The organism is Shimia biformata (genome assembly GCF_016888515.1).
GTDB classification, from domain to species: domain Bacteria; phylum Pseudomonadota; class Alphaproteobacteria; order Rhodobacterales; family Rhodobacteraceae; genus Shimia_A; species Shimia_A biformata.
On sequence record NZ_JAFEJK010000001.1, the window covers coordinates 137,923 to 155,150 of the forward strand.

The 17,228-nt window shown below is 61.2% G+C and carries 17 protein-coding genes; 10 read left to right on the forward strand and 7 right to left on the reverse strand.

The genetic code is table 11. The annotated features are described in order from the left end of the window. Positions 1-102 precede the first annotated feature (102 nt). The gene (locus JQ863_RS00645) at positions 103-486 is read right to left on the reverse strand and encodes a hypothetical protein (RefSeq protein ID WP_204112407.1); all 384 of its coding nucleotides are present in this window, start codon (positions 484-486) and stop codon (positions 103-105) included. A 515-nt stretch (positions 487-1,001) separates the two neighbouring features. On the opposite strand from JQ863_RS00645, the gene JQ863_RS00650 reads away from it, so the two are divergent. Continuing rightward, complete coding sequence (locus tag JQ863_RS00650) at positions 1,002-1,589, forward strand: acyl-homoserine-lactone synthase (protein WP_204112408.1); 588 nt, start codon at positions 1,002-1,004, stop codon at positions 1,587-1,589. A gap of 43 nt (positions 1,590-1,632) precedes the next feature. On the opposite strand, the gene JQ863_RS00655 is transcribed toward JQ863_RS00650, so the two are convergent. The 5 genes from JQ863_RS00655 to ubiT form a co-directional block, all read right to left on the reverse strand. Beyond that, a complete protein-coding gene (locus JQ863_RS00655; RefSeq protein ID WP_204112409.1) occupies positions 1,633-2,715 on the reverse strand; it encodes a response regulator in 1,083 nt (360 codons plus the stop codon). A gap of 160 nt (positions 2,716-2,875) precedes the next feature. Continuing rightward, the gene (locus JQ863_RS00660; RefSeq protein WP_204112410.1) at positions 2,876-3,874 is read right to left on the reverse strand and encodes a LacI family DNA-binding transcriptional regulator; all 999 of its coding nucleotides are present in this window, start codon (positions 3,872-3,874) and stop codon (positions 2,876-2,878) included. A 74-nt stretch (positions 3,875-3,948) separates the two neighbouring features. Next, complete coding sequence (ubiV, locus tag JQ863_RS00665; RefSeq protein WP_204112411.1) at positions 3,949-4,848, reverse strand: ubiquinone anaerobic biosynthesis protein UbiV; 900 nt, start codon at positions 4,846-4,848, stop codon at positions 3,949-3,951. Positions 4,849-4,852: 4 nt separating this feature from the next. After that, positions 4,853-5,836, reverse strand: coding sequence for a ubiquinone anaerobic biosynthesis protein UbiU (gene ubiU, locus JQ863_RS00670; RefSeq protein ID WP_204112412.1), 984 nt, complete (start codon positions 5,834-5,836; stop codon positions 4,853-4,855). After that, positions 5,836-6,378 (reverse strand): ubiquinone anaerobic biosynthesis accessory factor UbiT, encoded by a 543-nt coding sequence (ubiT, locus tag JQ863_RS00675; RefSeq protein WP_239113181.1) that lies wholly within the window; start codon positions 6,376-6,378, stop codon positions 5,836-5,838. Before ubiT ends, ubiU begins: the two co-directional genes overlap by 1 nt. Positions 6,379-6,561: 183 nt before the next feature. Between ubiT and JQ863_RS00680 the strand changes: the two genes are divergently transcribed. Then, complete coding sequence (locus tag JQ863_RS00680; protein WP_204112413.1) at positions 6,562-8,058, forward strand: UbiD family decarboxylase; 1,497 nt, start codon at positions 6,562-6,564, stop codon at positions 8,056-8,058. Further along, on the forward strand, positions 8,055-8,618 hold the full coding sequence (locus tag JQ863_RS00685; protein WP_204112414.1) for a UbiX family flavin prenyltransferase: 564 nt from the start codon (positions 8,055-8,057) through the stop codon (positions 8,616-8,618). The genes JQ863_RS00680 and JQ863_RS00685 overlap by 4 nt, the downstream gene beginning before the upstream one ends. Here JQ863_RS00685 and JQ863_RS00690 read toward each other — a convergent pair. After that, a complete protein-coding gene (locus tag JQ863_RS00690) occupies positions 8,615-9,610 on the reverse strand; it encodes a zinc ABC transporter substrate-binding protein (protein ID WP_204112415.1) in 996 nt (331 codons plus the stop codon). The genes JQ863_RS00685 and JQ863_RS00690 overlap by 4 nt on opposite strands. Positions 9,611-9,703: 93 nt before the next feature. Between JQ863_RS00690 and JQ863_RS00695 the strand changes: the two genes are divergently transcribed. The 7 genes from JQ863_RS00695 to JQ863_RS00725 all read left to right on the forward strand — a co-directional run bounded on the left by JQ863_RS00695 (position 9,704) and on the right by JQ863_RS00725 (position 17,227). Next, positions 9,704-10,186, forward strand: coding sequence for a transcriptional repressor (locus JQ863_RS00695; RefSeq protein ID WP_204112416.1), 483 nt, complete (start codon positions 9,704-9,706; stop codon positions 10,184-10,186). After that, positions 10,183-10,938 carry a metal ABC transporter ATP-binding protein gene (locus tag JQ863_RS00700; RefSeq protein ID WP_204112417.1) on the forward strand — a complete coding sequence of 252 codons (756 nt, stop codon included), beginning with the start codon at positions 10,183-10,185 and terminating at the stop codon, positions 10,936-10,938. Before JQ863_RS00695 ends, JQ863_RS00700 begins: the two co-directional genes overlap by 4 nt. Continuing rightward, positions 10,935-11,738, forward strand: a complete 804-nt coding sequence (locus JQ863_RS00705) for a metal ABC transporter permease (protein WP_204112418.1) — start codon at positions 10,935-10,937, stop codon at positions 11,736-11,738. Before JQ863_RS00700 ends, JQ863_RS00705 begins: the two co-directional genes overlap by 4 nt. Before the next feature lie 73 nt (positions 11,739-11,811). Next, positions 11,812-12,765, forward strand: a complete 954-nt coding sequence (locus JQ863_RS00710; RefSeq protein WP_204112419.1) for an HlyD family secretion protein — start codon at positions 11,812-11,814, stop codon at positions 12,763-12,765. Further along, positions 12,762-13,688, forward strand: coding sequence for an ABC transporter ATP-binding protein (locus JQ863_RS00715; protein ID WP_204112420.1), 927 nt, complete (start codon positions 12,762-12,764; stop codon positions 13,686-13,688). Before JQ863_RS00710 ends, JQ863_RS00715 begins: the two co-directional genes overlap by 4 nt. Continuing rightward, entirely contained in the window at positions 13,685-14,818 is a 1,134-nt protein-coding gene (locus JQ863_RS00720) for an ABC transporter permease (RefSeq protein ID WP_204112421.1), read from the forward strand. Before JQ863_RS00715 ends, JQ863_RS00720 begins: the two co-directional genes overlap by 4 nt. 192 nt (positions 14,819-15,010) lie before the next feature. Beyond that, entirely contained in the window at positions 15,011-17,227 is a 2,217-nt protein-coding gene (locus JQ863_RS00725) for an NADP-dependent isocitrate dehydrogenase (RefSeq protein WP_204112422.1), read from the forward strand. Position 17,228 lies beyond the last annotated feature (1 nt).

The window sequence follows — 17,228 nt, forward strand, 5'->3', positions numbered from 1 at the left end:
ATGATGACTGCTGCCCGTATAAGAATACTTGTTGCCTACCATGTTAGCCCTGGATTGTGGCAAGGTTCGGGACCAATCGCGGAATTTCAACGGTGATTGTGTTCAATGTAGCGCCGATCCGCACGGCGGTTCGATCACCTGCCCTTGATACCGCAGCTGCGGAACAACGCGATGATGGCAGTTGAATTCGACCATTTCGAATGTCGTATCGATGTGGCTGGTGCGGTGCGGCACGTAGGCTGACTGCGAAAAAGTGCCCGTTGCCTCGACAAGATCGCCAGTCTCGACACGTGCCTGGAACTCCGCGATCAGTTGCGGGTCGCGCAGCGTAAAGGACACGCGATTGGGGTATTTCTGAACCGGTGTCACGCCAGGATTTGCGGGTTCGACCGAAAGATCGACAAGAAGACGCGGGTCCTCATCTTGTAGAAACAGGGTTTCTGCGACTTCACCCATTACATGGAAACGCATGAAAAATTCAGACATGTTCACCCTTTCGGCAGCCGGGCCGCGCCCCCACGTGGCCCATATTTTTCAACACTTTGGCCACCGCTTGGCGACCTGCCCTATGGTTGTGGCGCCGCAAACTGGCAAAAACATGGTAGTTGCGTGAAATTTCGGCGGAGCGTCAGGTTGACGCCAATGCAGTACCAAAAGCACTTCGATCTGGCGCGACACGGCGTCAAAGTTGTGCATTACTCATAGTTGAATCGCAAAATTGATAACGCATTTGCCACAGTTTTGCCGTTTTCCTGCGATTGTGGCATTTTTTCTCTGGAAAAACGGTCAGGCATGTGGCCTGTTACTAGAAAAGTTGAGGCAGACATCAAGGCACCGAAGGATCAGAAAGATCCAGGAGTCTATCGGTAGTAGAGTGCTCCTGGGGCTTGGAGTCTTCGCTCGACAACGCGTGTGGTATATTTGTTGCCGATTGCGTGGCGACAGGTTGACGGTGTTCACCGGTACGACATGAACCGACTGCGACGGGACTGAAGACAACTATGCATGCGACAACGCTCTCATTCGGCAACATGCACAATCACGGCGACCTTCTGGTGCGTCTGTTCAAAGCACGACGCCAAAGCTTTATTGTCCAGAACAACTGGAACCTTCCTGAAACGGAAGGGATGGAATACGACCAGTATGACACCCCCGCCAGCCGGTGGATCGCGGTGCATGAAGGGGATCGTATCCTGGCCGGAATCCGCCTGACGCCCACAACGGCGAAATGTGGGATGTACTCCTATATGATCCGGGATGCTCAGAAGGGAATGCTGGACACGATCCCGTCGAACCTTCTGGATTTCGAAGCGCCGGTTGACCCGGACGTTTGGGAAAGCAGCCGGGTCTTCATCGCCAAAGATATCCCCGCCAACATCCGCAACAAGGTCCAGCGCCAGTTGATGATGCAGCTGATCACCGCAGCGCGGGAACAAGGCGCCAAGAAACTTCTGGGCATGGTGCCTGCGGTCTGGCCGCGCTGGATCGGTCGTCTTGGGCTGCGGGCGGAACCCGCAGGTCCGGTGATGGAGATGGACGGCCTGAAGGTTCAGGTCGCCATGATGGACCTGGAAGAAAACCTGCACTGACACCGCCCGCCCCGCGCCACGGGACCGCGACGTCACGCGGCTTTTAGCTGGCTTTGCCTGAAAACGCCCCCGACGCGCTGGGATCGTCCCGCATCGAGTCACGCAGCAGGACCTCATAGGCGCGGCGCTCCATTTCCGACTGCATGTCGGACCGGCGGCGCGAACGGATGATCCGCTGCAGCTTGCGCATGACTTCCTTCTGGTTGGACGAGCGATATTCAGCGTTTTCAACCGCTTGCTGCAACGAGAACAATGCCCCGGCGCGGGTCAGCGACATCAGCGATACGGTTTCGCCGACGCACATGCGAACCGGTTGGCCGCTCATGCGGACAGCCGAGGTTTCCCCGACACGTGCGTTCAGCATCATCTCGAATGCATGCTGTGACAGCGCATTGCGCGATTTCACCGCAACCAGAAACACTCCCGCACCGCGATAGGTGATCAAGTTTTCTTCGCTGTTGAAATTGTCCGAAAGATAAGACGCCACATCGGTCAGAAGCTGGCGGAAGGCCAGGTGGCTGAGTCCCTCGAACACCTGCTCGGCATTGGCGATTTTCACGCCAAAGACACTGAGCCGCAGCAGACGCGCGCGGCTGAGCTGCATCAGGTAGTTTTCAAAACTTACATAGCCCACAACCCGTTCGATTCCTGAAATCTCGATGGGTTCGTTCAGGCTGTGCTCCATGCTCTTGTCGAGATCTTTTTTCAGCGCCGCGACTTCGGACATCCCCTGCCGGTTGCGAGCCTGCTCGCGGAAGAGACGCTCGGCGTTCTTGATGCGGCTGAACAGCTCAAGAAAATCGAAGGGCTTGGTCACATAGTCGGTAGCACCGGCGGAAAAGGCCCGGTCGATGTATTTCTTCTGACTCATCGCCGTCAGCATGACGATCGGCGTGCGGCGATACCCGGGCGTCTTTCGGATTTTCTCGCAAAGGGTAATGCCGTTCATCACCGGCATTTGAATATCCAGAAGGAAGCAGTCGAACGGATCGTCGGCCTCGTTGATCAACCGGATCGCCTCGGGGCCGGATTCGGCTGTGACGATCTGGTGATCGGTTTCGGCCTCCACCGAAGCGGTCAAAAGATCACGGATGTTTTCGTCGTCATCGACTGCCAGTATCTTCATCTGTGCGCCCCCGGGGATTTTGGCCCCCAGGACTCCTTTACATGCTCCCATGTGCCGACCACGCCCCGTTGGAGTGGATGGTTCTGTGGCCCGCTTCAAGGTCAAGCTATTGGCGCAATGCGACGGAATTCGGGCAGAAAAGAGGATTCTTTACCGGTCGTTAACCATTTTCAAACGACTGCATTTTCCCTCTCAGGATAAGGTTTGCGGGCAGTGAATGCGTCGCCGCCTGTTGTTCGGCGGTCAGGCAGGTCAGCGTTCTGGCGGCCAGTTCCTCGACAGGAAGTCCAATGGTCGACACCCCGCCTCCGATCCACTTGTAATGTCCCGGATCGCCGTAACCGACGAACTCCGGGCCGGAGTTCAGGCTTCGGTCCGCCTCGAGAAGCGCGCTCAGAATGCCGTTGGATATCTCGAAACCGCCACAGACGACGGCATCCACATCGCCCCTGTCCAGGATGGCTTTGGCGCTGCTACGCCCCAGGTCGAAACTGGGCGCGTCGGTGAATTCAAGCGTTTCGTCCCTGCCAAGCCCGGCCTGCGACAGGCCGTTGAGAAACGCTGCCAACCGCTCGGCACCCGAAGACAGTGTGGCCTCGCCGCCGACATATGCAATCTTTCGATGATTTTTGGCAGCGAGCTGACCAACCGCATGGGCCAATGCGGTCGAATCGTCGATCAGGACGGAAGAGGCCGGTTGCTCGAGAACTCGGTGTCGAATCAACTGGATAACCCGCATGGATTTCAACAGTGGCCGTTCGAACTGCCAGTCGCCCGGCGCCGGCACCATGACCACGGCACCGGCCTGAACTTCGACCAGCCGCTGCAGCGCACGACGCTCAAGCAGTATGTCGTCACCAGTCAGGTGAATAATCAGGTGCAGCGCGTGTTCTTCACAGGCGACGGCCAACGCGTTGGCATAGCGGGCATAAAACTCGTTCACGATATTGGGCAGCAGAAGGCCGACAATTGCCGTCCGATCACCGCGCATCGCCTTGGCCGCGGCGCTTTTGACGTATCCCAGCTCAGCGGCGCGTTTCAGCACCGCGTCGCGGGTTTCCTTCTGCACATTGGGATGGTTCGACAGCGCCCGGCTGACGGTCATATGCGAGATGCCAAGATCTTTGGCGATGGATTTGATCGTCACCCGCTGCGACACGTCTGCCCGTTTCCTTCAAGGTTTCGGGCGATAATGGTCAATCGGGCGACCAAGATCAAAGGCAAATCGGTTGATCAGACTGCCACGCCGGACCAATCCGCGCCTCGCGCGCCCGTCAGGAACCCGTCCGACAGCCGTCCCCCCGGTGCCAGCGCAGCCAGGACGCGCGCGGCATCATCAGGCGATACGGAGCCATCTAGCACACCGCGATAGGCAGCAACGACGCTGCCGAACGCACCGGTCTGCGGCGACAGTCGCAGGGCCGAGACACCGGCATCGCGCAACTCTTCAACTTTGCGCACAAGGCTGGCGGTGCTGTCCGACAAAGTCTGGACCCCGTTCATGGCGAGGAAGGGCTGGCCATCGGTTGTCACGACTGACAACCCGTCGGGGTCGTCCTCGCAGGCGAATTGGCAATTGTCCTTGGTGCGGCCATGCAGACGCGCGTGGTAACACCGCCCTGAAATCGCCAGCGGCAGGCGTCCAAAACCCCAGACCTCGACCGCGACGCCAAGCTCGGCGCCCAGCGCGGCCAGCACCTGAACCGAAGACAGCGGCAACTCGGGCGGCAGACAAATCCGGGTCGCGCCGCGCGACGCAAGCCAGCGAAACGTGCCCTCGTTATAGACATTGACCAGCGGACCCACCCAGAACTCCGCCCCATCCGGCACATGGGACAGCGCCGTTAGGTCGTTGATCTCGACCGGGACGCCCATCGCGCCCAGATCAGCCGTCAACTTCCGTTCACGCTTCAGCGTCACCAGCGCAAGCGAGGTCAGCGCAACGGTCTTGCCGGCGTCCAACAGCGTCTCGACCGCCGCGGGGATACGATCCTGATAAAACGGCAGACGTTTGGAACAGACCAACTCACCCAGCACCACGCGTAGCGCAGCGCTGTCTGCCATTTCGCCGTAAAAACCCGCCCAGGTGTCTGCGTCCCAGAAGAACTGGTTTGGTCCGATTGTCAGGTCCATCGCGTCACCTCCAGGTTTTCTTGTAGGCGCCGGTGGTGCCGGATTGCCCTTCGCTGAGCCGCGCCAGCATACCCGCAGGCAACGGACGCCCCTCGGCCACGGCATCAACTGCGGCGCGGAAATTCCTGACCACCTGCGCCACGTAAGAGCGCGACCTCTGACGGCCCTCGATCTTCAGCGCAGTCACTCCGGCCTTGGCCAGTTGCGGGATCAGTTGCTCCGCATTGAGGCTGGTGGGGTCTTCGAACGTGTGGCTGGTCTTGTCACCGGCGGTGAAACACCCCTTGCACAAGGTCGGATAAGGCGCGGGTTCATCGCGGCCGACCTTGTGGATTGTGTAACCACCCAGCCGGGCGGCCAAACCGTCGGGTTCCTCACTGTATTTTACATGGCTTGCCGGAGAGCAGACCCCGTTCATGTTCGGAGACTCTCCCGTAGCGTAGGACGAAAGTGAACACCGCCCTTCGGCCATGACACAGAGACCGCCAAAGACAAACACCTCGGTCTCGACATCGATTTCGGCATTGATCGCGGCGATTTCTGGAACGGACAGGACACGCGGCAGCACCACGCGTTTCACGTCGAACGTATCGGCGTAAAAGTTGATAATATCGGAATTGGCGGCAGCAGCCTGAACCGAAAGGTGCCGTCGCAGACCCGGATGATGCTCGGCGGCAAAGGCCAGAAGGCCGATGTCGGCCAAGATCACCGCATCCGCCCCGGCGGTTTCGGCATCGGCAATCGCAGCATGCCACAGGTGTTCGGCTCCGGCACGGGGATAGGTATTGATCGCCACCAGCACCTTTGAACCGCGGGCATGGGCAAATGCGATCCCTTCGGCCATTTCCGCGCGGCCGAAGTTGAGGCCGGGGAAATTGCGGGCGTTGGTTTCGTCGGCGAAGCCACAATAGATCGTGTGGGCCCCGGCCTTGACCGCAGCGCGCAGGGCTGCAGGCGTTCCGGCGGGGCAGACGATTTCAAGGGTCATCAGTAATCCTCTTCCGGGCGGGTCAGCGCGACGCCGGTGCGACGTTCGGCGAACCGGATCAGCGCACGCAAGGGGCGGGAAAGGGTCATCGGCAGGGCGTCGATCTCCTCGGACAGGTCCAGTTCCGCGTCGTCGATCGCATTGCGCAGGGCCAGTGTCGCGGCGGTGTCCCCCTCGATCACCAGATCCCGCGAGAAGAACAGAGCATCGCCATCATAGACCCCGTGAACCAGACCCAGCAGCGCAGCCATCGGCCCAGCAATCCGCGCATCCCCGCCGGGATCGCGGCGCAGCACACGGATATGCGGCTCGGATGCGCGCAGGTCGAATTGCAGCACCATCGGCAGGTCGGTCGGGTCAATCACGAACCGCGCTGCGCCGTCGCTACCCAGGCGGGTCAGAAGTTCAGGGTGGCGTCGAGTGATGCGACGGGCCAGCGCTGTCAGCGCGACGGACAAAGGCGCCAGCGGCGGCAGGCGCAAGGCCAGCGCCGCCGGGCGCGGAAAGACCGGTATCGATCCCGGCGTTTCGGCGTAATGCAAATTGTCCTCCTTGCACGGGCCAAGATTATTGGAGGGCAGGAACCGGGACGCAGGCCCCACCCCCGAAACAGGGCATAGTCCGAGTCGCCCGGGCCTTGCTTGACAATCGTCAAGTGGCGTGCGGTTTTCCCCTGCTAGGACAGAATCCGCCGATCTCCAATCAACGGACCCCGGAACTGCCCGATGCGCGCCCTACCCGCCTTTCCCGACCTCAGACACTTCCTTCAATGGTGCGACGACACCGGGCAACTTGCGCATATCGCCGACCCGGTCCCGATCCGCCATCGCATGACGGCAGTCCACAAGACCGTGTTGGAGGCGGGCGGCCCGGTTCTTCAGTTTGACAATCCACTTGGCGGAAACGGCATGCCCGTCGTGACCAACCTGTTCGGCACTGCTGACCGGGTTGCTGCCGGGCTGGGCCTGACTCTGGACGGGCTGGACGAGTTCGGCGCCTTTCTTGCTTCGCTCCGCAGCCCGGCTCCGCCCGAAGGCATGCGAGATGCCCTGTCGCGCTGGCCGATGCTGAAGGCGGCGCTGGCGACCCGGCCAAAAACCGGCGGTAAGGCTGCGGTACAGAAAGAGGTTTGGCAGGGAAAAGATGTCGATCTGAGCGCAATCCCGGTCCAGACCCACTGGCCGGGCGACGCCGGGCCACTGATCACTTGGCCGGTTGTCCTGACCCGCCCGCACGACAGCGACCCAACCGATACCGGGCGCTATAATGCCGGCGTTTACCGCGCGCAGGTGATTGACCGGGACCGCATCATCATGCGCTGGCTGGCCCACCGCGGCGGCGCGGCGCATCATCGAAGCTGGCAGAAGGCGGGTGAGAAGATGCCCGTCGCCATTGCGCTGGGATGTGATCCTGGCACGCTGCTGGCGGCGGCGCTTCCCTTGCCGGAAACCGTGTCGGAACTGACCTTCTCAGGCGTCCTGCGTGGAGCGCGCCCGCATTTGGTGCCCGCGAAAACCGTGCCGCTGATGGTGCCCGCTGAAGCCGAGATCATACTAGAGGGTTGGGTTGACCCGGTTGAAACCGCCCCCGAGGGACCATTCGGCGACCACACCGGGTACTATAACGCCGCCGAGCCCTTTCCCCTCATGCAGGTCAGCGCCATCACCCACCGACCCGATCCCCTTTACCTGTCCACCTATACGGGGCGTCCACCGGACGAACCGGCGATAATCGGAGAGGTATTCAACCGCCTGACACTGCCAGTGATCCGCGCGCAGATCCCCGAGGTCCGCGACCTGTGGCTTCCTCCCGCCGCCTGTTCCTATCGCATGGCGGTGGTGTCGATCGACAAACGTTATCCCGGTCAGGCGCGGCGGGTGATGATGGCGTTGTGGGGGATGCTGCCGCAGTTTTCCTATACCAAGCTGGTCATCGTAGTGGATGACGACCTAGACCCGTCCAACTGGGACGATATCGCCTGGGCGCTTGCAACCCGGATGGATCCGGGTCGCGACCTGATGCTGGTCGATGGCACGCCGATGGATTACCTCGACTTCGCGTCGCCGGAACCGGGGCTGGCCGGTAAGCTGGGGATCGACGCGACCACCAAGATCGGTGCGGAAACTCACCGCGATTGGGGTGAAGTCATGCGCACCGACCCCGGCGATGTGGCTTGGGCGCAAGACCTTGTCGCGCGTGTCCTACCGGGGGTGCGGCCATGACGGTCCGGGTTGTGCTAGGGGTCAGTGGCGCATCCGGCGCGGTATTGTCGCTAGCCGTGGCGCGGGCGCTTCGGGACATCGGCGCATCCATCGACCTTGTTGTCAGCGAAGCGGGACGTCGCACCCTGACCGAAGAAATCGGTCCCGATGCCTATGACGGTTTGAAAGACCTCGCAGCCACCACCTATCCGGTGCGCGATATCGGGGCGCGGATCGCCAGCGGTTCTTCCCCGGTCGCAGGCATGATCGTCGCCCCCTGCTCCATGCGGTCGCTGGCGGCCATTGCGCATGGCCTGGATGACAACCTTCTGACCCGCGCCGCCGGTGTGCAGTTGAAAGAGCGACGCAAACTTATCCTTCTGGCGCGGGAAACTCCGCTGACCCTGGCCCACCTGCGCAACATGACCGCCGTGACCGAGATGGGCGGGATCATCATGCCTCCGGTGCCCGCTTTCTACTTGGGACACGCCAACCTTGATGTCGCCGCCACCCAGATTGCGGCGCGCGCCGTCGATCTGTTGCGCGTCGCGCCGCCTATTGCAGAGGCCTGGAACGGTTAACTTTCCCCGCCAAGGCAGCCAGACATCGCAATGCCGATGTTGCGGATCAGGTCAGGATAGAAGCCCATGTTTTCGGCCAGGCCCGCCCCCATTGGGTCAATGACCGCGGTGCCGACATCGCTTCCTTCTGTGACGGTTCGAACCAGCTTGGGATTGAACTGCGGTTCGGAAAAGACACATGTCACCCCCGCGCCGCGCACCAGGTCGCGGATCGCAGCCACCCGGCGCGGACCGGGATCAGCCGCATCGCCCAGCGCAATTGATCCTTTGGCCGAAATCCCAAACCGGGTCTCGAAGTACTGATAGGCATCGTGGAACACAACGAAAGGCACGCCCCGAACTGGCGCCAGAAGCGCCTCGACATCCGCGATTGCAGCGTCGATCTCTTCCTGACCCGCCCGGGCGTTGGCACGATAGGCGGACGCGTTCTCCGGGTCTGCACCGGCCAGGTTCTCAGCGATCACATCAAGCCAGGCCTTGCCGTTTTCCGGGTCGAGCCAAGCATGCGGGTCGATGACTTCGCCCTCGTGCGAGTGATCGGCGTCGTGATGATCGTCCTGGTGTTCGTCGTGGCGATCGTCGTCGTGATGATCTTCGTCATGGCCGTGATCGTCATCTCCGTGATCGTGTTCAGCAAACGCTTCGCCAGTGCGCAACTGCAACTCGAGCCCACCACCCTGGTGCAAAAGCGAGATGACCACAGCATCCGAGGCCAGCTCAGACACTGCCTTCCCCATCCACGGTGCCAGTTCGGGTCCAACCCAGAACACCAGATCGGCCTTTTCCAGTATCGCCGCTTCGGATGGGCGCATGGAGTAACCGTGTGGCGAGGCATTGGCTGGCAACACCTGGTCCGGCGTACCAACGCCGTCCATCACCCGCGCCACCAGCGCCCGCACGGGTGCGATGTCGGCAGCTACATTTGGCACTTCTGCCGCAGCCGTGCCTGCCGCGCAAAACAGCGCGACGCCAATCCAGTTCGTAAAACGCATGTCGGGACTCATGTAATGTTATAACAGCCGCGGCTTGATAAGGCGGATGGTATAACATATCAAGTCCTAGTTTCAGGCAGGATGTGACTCGATTTGGACCCGCTCGGTTTTTCCCCCCATAACCACGACCACTGCATCTCGGACGGCGTCGCAGCGGCCGACGCGCAGTGCCGCGCCAAAGGGCTGCAACTGACGCCGGTGCGCCGGCGCGTGCTGGAAATCCTGTTGCAAGAGCACCGCGCCATGGGCGCCTATGACATTCTCGACCACCTGCGCAACGAGGGGCTGGGCAGCCAGCCGCCCGTGGCCTACCGCGCGTTGGATTTCCTTGTAAAACACGGGTTTGCCCACAAGATCGAGCGGCTGAACGCATTTGTCGCCTGCGCCCATCCCGAAGGTGATCACGCCCCGGTTTTCCTGATCTGCCGCGATTGCAACAGCGTGGCCGAGTCCGATGGCCGCACTGTTCGCAAAGCCATGGCAGACACCGCGTCGCAAAGCGGGTTCGCCATTGACCGCAGTGTGGTCGAAGCCCTTGGCCTGTGTCCAAATTGCCGCGAAGGACACGCAGAATGACGCTAATTTCGCTGCAGGACATGTCCGTGTCTCTTGCCGGCCAAACTGTGCTGCGGGGCGTCAACTTGAGCATCAAAAAAGGTGAGATCGTCACCATCGTCGGCCCGAACGGGTCTGGGAAGTCAACCCTGCTGAAGGCTATCATCGGTGCCGTAACCCCAAGCGCGGGCATGGTGACAGCAACGCCCGGTCTGGTGATCGGTTACGTGCCGCAGAAGCTCCATATCGACCAGACATTACCGCTGACGGTGCGCCGTTTTCTCAGCCTGCCGCGCAGGGTTGATGATGACAGGGCAATGCGCGCCCTGGAGCGCACCGGAGCGGCGGCGCTGGCAGGGCGTCAGATGTCGGCCCTGTCCGGCGGCCAGTTTCAGCGCGTCCTTCTGGCCCGTGCCCTGTTACATGACCCCGACATCCTGATCCTTGACGAAGCCACGCAGGGGTTGGACCAACCTGGATCGGCGGCCTTTTACCGGCTGATCGAAGAATTGCGTGCGGAACTCGGTTGCGCGGTGATTATGGTTAGCCATGAATTGCACGTGGTCATGGCGGCCAGCGACCGGGTCATCTGCCTGAATGGGCATGTCTGCTGCGAAGGTGAGCCAGAGCATGTCGCCTCAGCCCCGGAATACCGTGCGCTCTTTGGTACCGGAACGCAGGGCGCACTGGCGCTTTACCGTCACGAACACAACCACGCCCATGATCACGATCATACGCACCAACATGCGCACGACCACGAGGCAGCGACATGAGCCTGTTGGATGATTTTCTGATCCGCGCCGCGCTTGCCGGTCTCGGCGTCGCGCTGGCTGCGGCGCCGCTCGGATGTTTCGTCGTCTGGCGGCGCATGGCCTATTTCGGCGACGCCACCGCCCATGCCGCGATCCTAGGGGTGGCACTGTCTTTGGCATTTCAAACCTCGGTCTTCGCCGGGGTTCTGGCTGTGGCGCTGACAATGGCCTTGACCGTTTCGACCCTGTCGGGGCGGGGCCACGCGGTCGATACGCTTCTGGGGGTCATGGCACATTCGGCACTGGCGCTTGGTCTGGTCGCCGTGTCATTCATTGACGGCGTGCGGATCGACCTGATGGCCTATCTGTTCGGCGACATCCTGTCTGTTAGTCGCACCGACCTGCTTGTGATCTGGGGCGGTTCGACGCTGGTTCTGGGGCTGTTGGGCTGGCGCTGGTCGGCACTTTTGACGGCAACCCTGAACCCTGATCTGGCCTGGTCCGCCGGGATCAACCCGACCCGCGAACAGCGCATTCTGACGATTGCCCTTGCGCTTGTAGTGGCCGTAGCGATCAAAGTTGTCGGTGTCCTGCTGATCGCCGCAATGCTGATCGTACCTGCTGCGGCCGCACGTAACCTGTCCACGACGCCCGAGCGCATGGCACTGATGGCGGCCGTCATCGGTGGGTTTTCGGCCCTCGGCGGGCTGGCAATCGCCTGGCGTTTCGACACGCCTGCCGGCCCCAGTATCGTAAGCCTTGCGGCGCTGGTTTTTACACTGACTGCCTTGATCCCGATGCGCCAAAACGCCCGAAGCTAGCTTTGGGATAGCGATGGACATCGCAAACTAAACTTGTCAGTTTAGTTACAGATGTCCCGACATGGTGCCTCAGATGAAAACCTTTCTCGCCGCGCTCACCCTTTCCGCCGCAATCCCGCTTCTGGACAGCTGCAAAGGCGGCGATGACGGGCTTGCCCTTGGGATTGTCGAGCGCGAGCGTGTGACGCATATCGCCACCATGAGCGAGATCATAACCGAACTGCCTGTCGAAGAGGGATCGGAAGTCGAACGCGGTGATGTGCTGGTACGTCTGGACGACACGATCCAACGGTCGAACCTGTCGCTGGCAGAGGCTGAATTATCTTCTGCTCGCGCCAACCTCGACAAGCTTCAGGCCGGTCCGCGAGAAGAAGAAATTGCCATCGCCGAGGCACGTGTGAAAGGCGCTAAGGCCGCGCTTGCCGATGCGGTGGCAACGGTGAAACGCAACACGGTTCTCGCGGCGAGGGATGCGGTCAGCCAGGCACGGTTGGACACGGACCTGGCCCGCCAGGATGCGGCCCAAGCGGAACTGGACTCCGCCCGCGAATACCTGCGCGAGTTAAAGAATGGCGCCCGCCCCGAGGACATTCGCATTGCAGAAACCGCAGTTGCGGCTGCCCAGGCCAAGGTTCAGGTCGAACGCCGTCGGCTTGACGATCTTGTCGTGACCGCATCCCGCGACGGGGTTCTGGATGCGTTGCCCTGGAACCTGGGAGAACGCGTGTCGGCCGGCAGCCCGGTTGCCATCCTTCTGGCCGGGGAACGTCCCTTTGCCCGCGTTTACGTGCCCGAACCCTACCGGGTGAAAGTGCATGAAGGGATTACACTTCAGGTTCGCGTTGACGGCATCGACGAGCCGCTGCAGGGAACCGTTCGCTGGATCAGCGCCGAACCCGCTTTCACACCCTACTATGCTCTCAACCAGACTGACCGCGCGCGTCTGATGTACCTCGCCGAGATTGACTTGCCCGACGCCGCGGCCACGCTTCCGTCTGGTGTTCCGGCACAGGCGGTCATGCCTTGAGCGACGCAGTTGTCGAAACCCACGGGCTGACCCGCGACTTTGGTGACAAGCGGGCAGTGAACAATGTCGATCTGCGTATCGACCCCGGCATGATCTATGGCTTCCTCGGGCCGAATGGCTGCGGCAAGACCACGCTGATGCGGATGCTGACCGGGCTGTTGACCCCGACGGAAGGCACCGCACGTGTTCTTGGCACCGACCTGCCCGGCAATGCCGAGGGCCTGAAGCGGCAGATCGGCTACATGACCCAGACGTTTTCGCACTACCGCGACCTGACGGTGTGGGAAAACCTTGATTTCGCCGCCTCGGTCTATGGCTATCCTCGCAAGCAGAAGAAATCCCGGATCGAGGAATTGCTAACCCGGTACGAACTTGAGGGGCAGGTCAACCAGCTGTCCGGCAGCATGAGTGGCGGCCAACGGCAGAAGATGGCGCTGGCGGCGGCGGTGCTGCATAACCCCCGGCTATTGTTCCTTGATGAACCCACATCCGCCGTTGATCCCGAATCCCGCCGGGTATTCTGGGAGGCACTGTTCGACCTGGTGGACGACGGCACCTCGATCATTGTCACCACGCATTTCATGGACGAGGCCGAGCGCTGTCACCGCATCGCCATCCTTGAATACGGGATCAAGCGGCTCGACGGCGCACCGCCCGACCTGATGGCGGGTCTGAAGGCACAAGTGGTTCAGGTCGAGGGCAACAACCTGCGCGAGGCCAAACGCCTATTGGACGCTACACCCGACATCCTGTCCGCGGCGCAGATCGGCGCGCGGCTGCGGGTGATGGTCAGACCTGAAATCGCCGACCCCGAGGGTCTCGTCCGAAAGGCCGCCAATCTGGGTGCATCGGGTATGGTCACCGGGACGCGAGCCAACCTCGAAGATGTCTTTGTGTCTGCCACGACGGGAGAGGCGACATGATCAGCCCCCGCCGCATCGGCGCGATCCTGAAAAAGGAACTGATCCAGCTGAGACGCGACAGCATGACTCTGCGCATGGTCATCATGATCCCGCTGATCCAGCTGCTGCTGTTCGGCTACGCGATCAACACCAACCTGCGCGAGGTTCCGGCCGCACTGGTGGACCAGTCCCGAACTGGCCTCAGCCGTGCGCTTGTGCAGATGGTCGAGGCCACACAGGTCGTCACATTCACCCACACATTCGCCACCCCGGAAGAGGCCGAACGCGCGATTGCTGCCTCGGATGTGCGCGCCGCATTGATCCTGCCGCATGATCTTGCCCGCCGTGTATCGCAATCCCGCGACCCTGCCGGCCCCGGCAAGCGCGAGACCAAGCGCCCGGTGGGGCAATGGATCGTCGACGGCTCGGACACGATGGTCGCCGCCGCCATCCGGGGGCTGCGCGGGATGCCACTTGCAGAGCTTGTGCAGCAACCGGCCAATGCGCAGGTGCCGACATTCGAGGTCGCTCTGTTTTACAATCCTGAACAGCGGTCCGAGGTCAATATCGTTCCCGGTCTTGTCGGGATCATCCTGACGATGACGATGATCATGTTCACCTCTGCGGCGATTGTGCGGGAAACCGAGCGCGGCAACATGGAAATGCTGATTAATACGCCCGTGAAACCGCTGGAACTGATGATCGGCAAGATCATCCCATTTCTTGTCATCGGCCTTGTTCAGGTCGCCATCGTGCTGGGGCTTGGCAACCTGCTGTTCAATGTCCCGATCAATGGCGGCATGGGCACATTGCTGGCGGTAACCCTGTTGTTCATCGGGGCCAGCCTGTCGCTTGGTTTGGTGTTGTCCACCATTGCAAAGAACCAGTTGCAGGCGATGCAGATGACAATGTTCGTGATCCTGCCCTCGATCCTTCTGTCGGGTTTCATGTTTCCTTTCGACGGCATGCCCAAACCCGCGCAATACATCGCAGAACTGTTCCCCGCGACCCACTTCATGTCGATGATCCGGGGCGTCGTCCTGCGCGACGCCACTTTGGTCGAAATGGCGGGCGGGGCGCTGTGGCTGTCCGGGTTCACTGTGGTCGGGCTGGCCGTGGCGACTTTCCGGTTCAACAAGCGCCTAGACTGATAAGGTTACCGCAAACCGCGTCAATATGCGTGGCCACAACACGTTTCGAGTCATTGATCCCGCATCCTGTCTGGTCTAAACGATGCGGGAATTCCGCCCCCGCCGGACCGTTCCGGCGTGTTTGGGCACTAACAGATCCCTGCCGCGACCCGTGGCGCTCAACTTCCTGACTTGCAAAAAGGTAGAAAAATCATGGCCGACAATCTGAACGCCGACATATTGTATACCATTGTAGACGAAGCCCCCGAACTGGCCTCGGCCTCGTTCCTTCCGATCATTCGCAAGTTCGTGTCGGCCGCCGGGATCACCGTCGGCACACCGGACATCTCGCTCTCGGGCCGCATCATCGCGACCTTCCCCGAGAACCTGACCGAAGAACAGCGCCAGTCCGACGACCTGGCCGCGCTTGGCGAACTGGTCAAAACTCCCTCGGCCAACGTGATCAAGCTGCCGAACATCTCGGCCTCGGTGCCGCAATTGACGGCCGCAATCGCCGAGCTTCAAGCCCAAGGGTATGACATCCCGAACTATCCCGAAGACCCGAAGACGGATGCCGAAAAGGAAATCCGCGCGCGTTTTGACGCGATCAAGGGCTCGGCGGTAAACCCGGTCCTGCGCGAAGGCAACAGCGATCGCCGCTCTGCCAAGGCGGTCAAGAACTATGCCCAGAAGAACCCGCATTCGATGGGGGAATGGGTTGCGGACAGCAAGACCAAGGTCTCGTCCATGCCGGGCAACGATTTCTACGCCAACGAGGTCTCGGCAACGATCACTGAGGCACAGGCAGGCAATGCCAAGATCGAATTCGTCGGCAAGGACGGCAGTGTGACCGTACTGAAAGATGGCTGGCCGCTGGAAGCGGGCACCGTTGCGGATGCGACCTTCATGTCGGCCAAGGCACTGGGCGCGTTCCTGGCGGATGCCATCGAGGACACCAAGAAAGACGGAACAATGTTCTCGCTTCACATGAAAGCGACCATGATGAAGGTGTCGGACCCGATCATCTTTGGCCACGCGGTCAAGGCATGGCTGGGCCCGGTCTGGGACAAGCACGGTGACGCGATCGCTGCCGCTGGCGGGTCGCCGAACTCGGGTCTTGGTGCGGTTCTGTCGGCCATCGACTCTCTCCCCAACGCGGCAGAAATCAAGGCTGAGATCGCCGCACTTGAGCGTCCGTCGATGTACATGGTGGACAGCGACAAGGGTATCACCAACCTGCACGTGCCGTCGGACGTGATCATCGACGCTTCGATGCCTGCCGTGATCCGCGCGGGCGGCAAAGGTTGGGATGAAACCGGCGCAAAGGGCGACACCAACTGTGTGATCCCCGACCGCTGCTATTCGACCGTTTACGACGAGACGATCAATTTCTTCAAGGAAAACGGTGCGCTGGACGTGACCAAGGCGGGCTCGGTCGCAAACGTCGGCCTGATGGCACAAAAAGCAGAGGAATACGGCTCGCACCCGACCACGTTCGAATCCCCCGCCGACGGGGTGATCCGCATTGTTCTCGCCAATGGTGAGACGCTGCATTCGCACAATGTCGAAGCGGGAGACATCTGGCGTGCCTGTACCGTGAAGAAAGCGCCGATTGAGAACTGGATTGAGCTGGCGATGGACCGCCAACGCCTGACCGGGTCCGAAGCGATCTTCTGGCTGGACGCAAACCGCGCCCATGACGCGGAACTGATCAAATACGTCAAGCCGGCACTTGAGGCCGCAGGCGTTGCCGACAAGTTCAAGATCATGGCACCACGCGAGGCAACCCGCCAGTCGCTTGAAACCATCACGGCAGGCAAGGACTCGATCGCCATCACCGGCAATGTGCTGCGCGACTATCTGACGGACCTGTTCCCGATCCTAGAACTGGGCACCTCGGCCAAAATGCTGTCCATCGTCAGCCTGATGAACGGCGGCGGCCTGTTTGAAACCGGTGCAGGCGGTTCTGCTCCGAAACACGTGCAGCAATTGGTGGAACAGAACCACCTGCGCTGGGACTCGATGGGTGAGTTCTGTGCGCTGAGTGAATCGCTGAATTTCCTTGCCGACAGCAAGAAAAACGCCAAGGCCGCAGTACTGGGTGCCGCAGCCGAGGCCGCGACGCAAGGCATTCTGGACAACAACCGCTCGCCCAGCCGCAAGGTCGGTGAGCCGGACAACCGCGACAGCCACTACTGGTTCGCGCGTTACTGGGCGGAAGCTTTGGCCGCACAGACCGAGGATGCGGACCTCGCCGCGGAATTTGCGCCGATTGCCAAGGCGCTGGCCGATGGCGAGGCTGCGATCCTGTCCGAACTGGCCGCAGCCCAGGGGCCCGCAGCGGATATCGGCGGCTACTACCGTCCGTCCGTTGAAAAGAAAGCCAAGGTCATGCGCCCCAGCGCCACGCTGAACGCGATCATCGGATAAG

Excerpts from the sequence above, each read along its gene's own strand:
- JQ863_RS00705 (WP_204112418.1), top strand. The coding sequence starts at position 10,935 with ATGAGCCTGTTGGATGATTTTCTGATCCGCGCCGCGCTTGCCGGTCTC.
- JQ863_RS00710 (WP_204112419.1), top strand. The coding sequence starts at position 11,812 with ATGAAAACCTTTCTCGCCGCGCTCACCCTTTCCGCCGCAATCCCGCTT.
- JQ863_RS00645 (WP_204112407.1), bottom strand. The coding sequence starts at position 486 with ATGTCTGAATTTTTCATGCGTTTCCATGTAATGGGTGAAGTCGCAGAA.
- JQ863_RS00690 (WP_204112415.1), bottom strand. The coding sequence starts at position 9,610 with ATGCGTTTTACGAACTGGATTGGCGTCGCGCTGTTTTGCGCGGCAGGC.
- JQ863_RS00725 (WP_204112422.1), top strand. The coding sequence starts at position 15,011 with ATGGCCGACAATCTGAACGCCGACATATTGTATACCATTGTAGACGAA.
- JQ863_RS00655 (WP_204112409.1), bottom strand. The coding sequence starts at position 2,715 with ATGAAGATACTGGCAGTCGATGACGACGAAAACATCCGTGATCTTTTG.
- JQ863_RS00680 (WP_204112413.1), top strand. The coding sequence starts at position 6,562 with ATGCGCGCCCTACCCGCCTTTCCCGACCTCAGACACTTCCTTCAATGG.
- JQ863_RS00720 (WP_204112421.1), top strand. The coding sequence starts at position 13,685 with ATGATCAGCCCCCGCCGCATCGGCGCGATCCTGAAAAAGGAACTGATC.
- ubiV (WP_204112411.1), bottom strand. The coding sequence starts at position 4,848 with ATGGACCTGACAATCGGACCAAACCAGTTCTTCTGGGACGCAGACACC.
- JQ863_RS00650 (WP_204112408.1), top strand. The coding sequence starts at position 1,002 with ATGCATGCGACAACGCTCTCATTCGGCAACATGCACAATCACGGCGAC.
- ubiU (WP_204112412.1), bottom strand. The coding sequence starts at position 5,836 with ATGACCCTTGAAATCGTCTGCCCCGCCGGAACGCCTGCAGCCCTGCGC.
- JQ863_RS00685 (WP_204112414.1), top strand. The coding sequence starts at position 8,055 with ATGACGGTCCGGGTTGTGCTAGGGGTCAGTGGCGCATCCGGCGCGGTA.
- JQ863_RS00700 (WP_204112417.1), top strand. The coding sequence starts at position 10,183 with ATGACGCTAATTTCGCTGCAGGACATGTCCGTGTCTCTTGCCGGCCAA.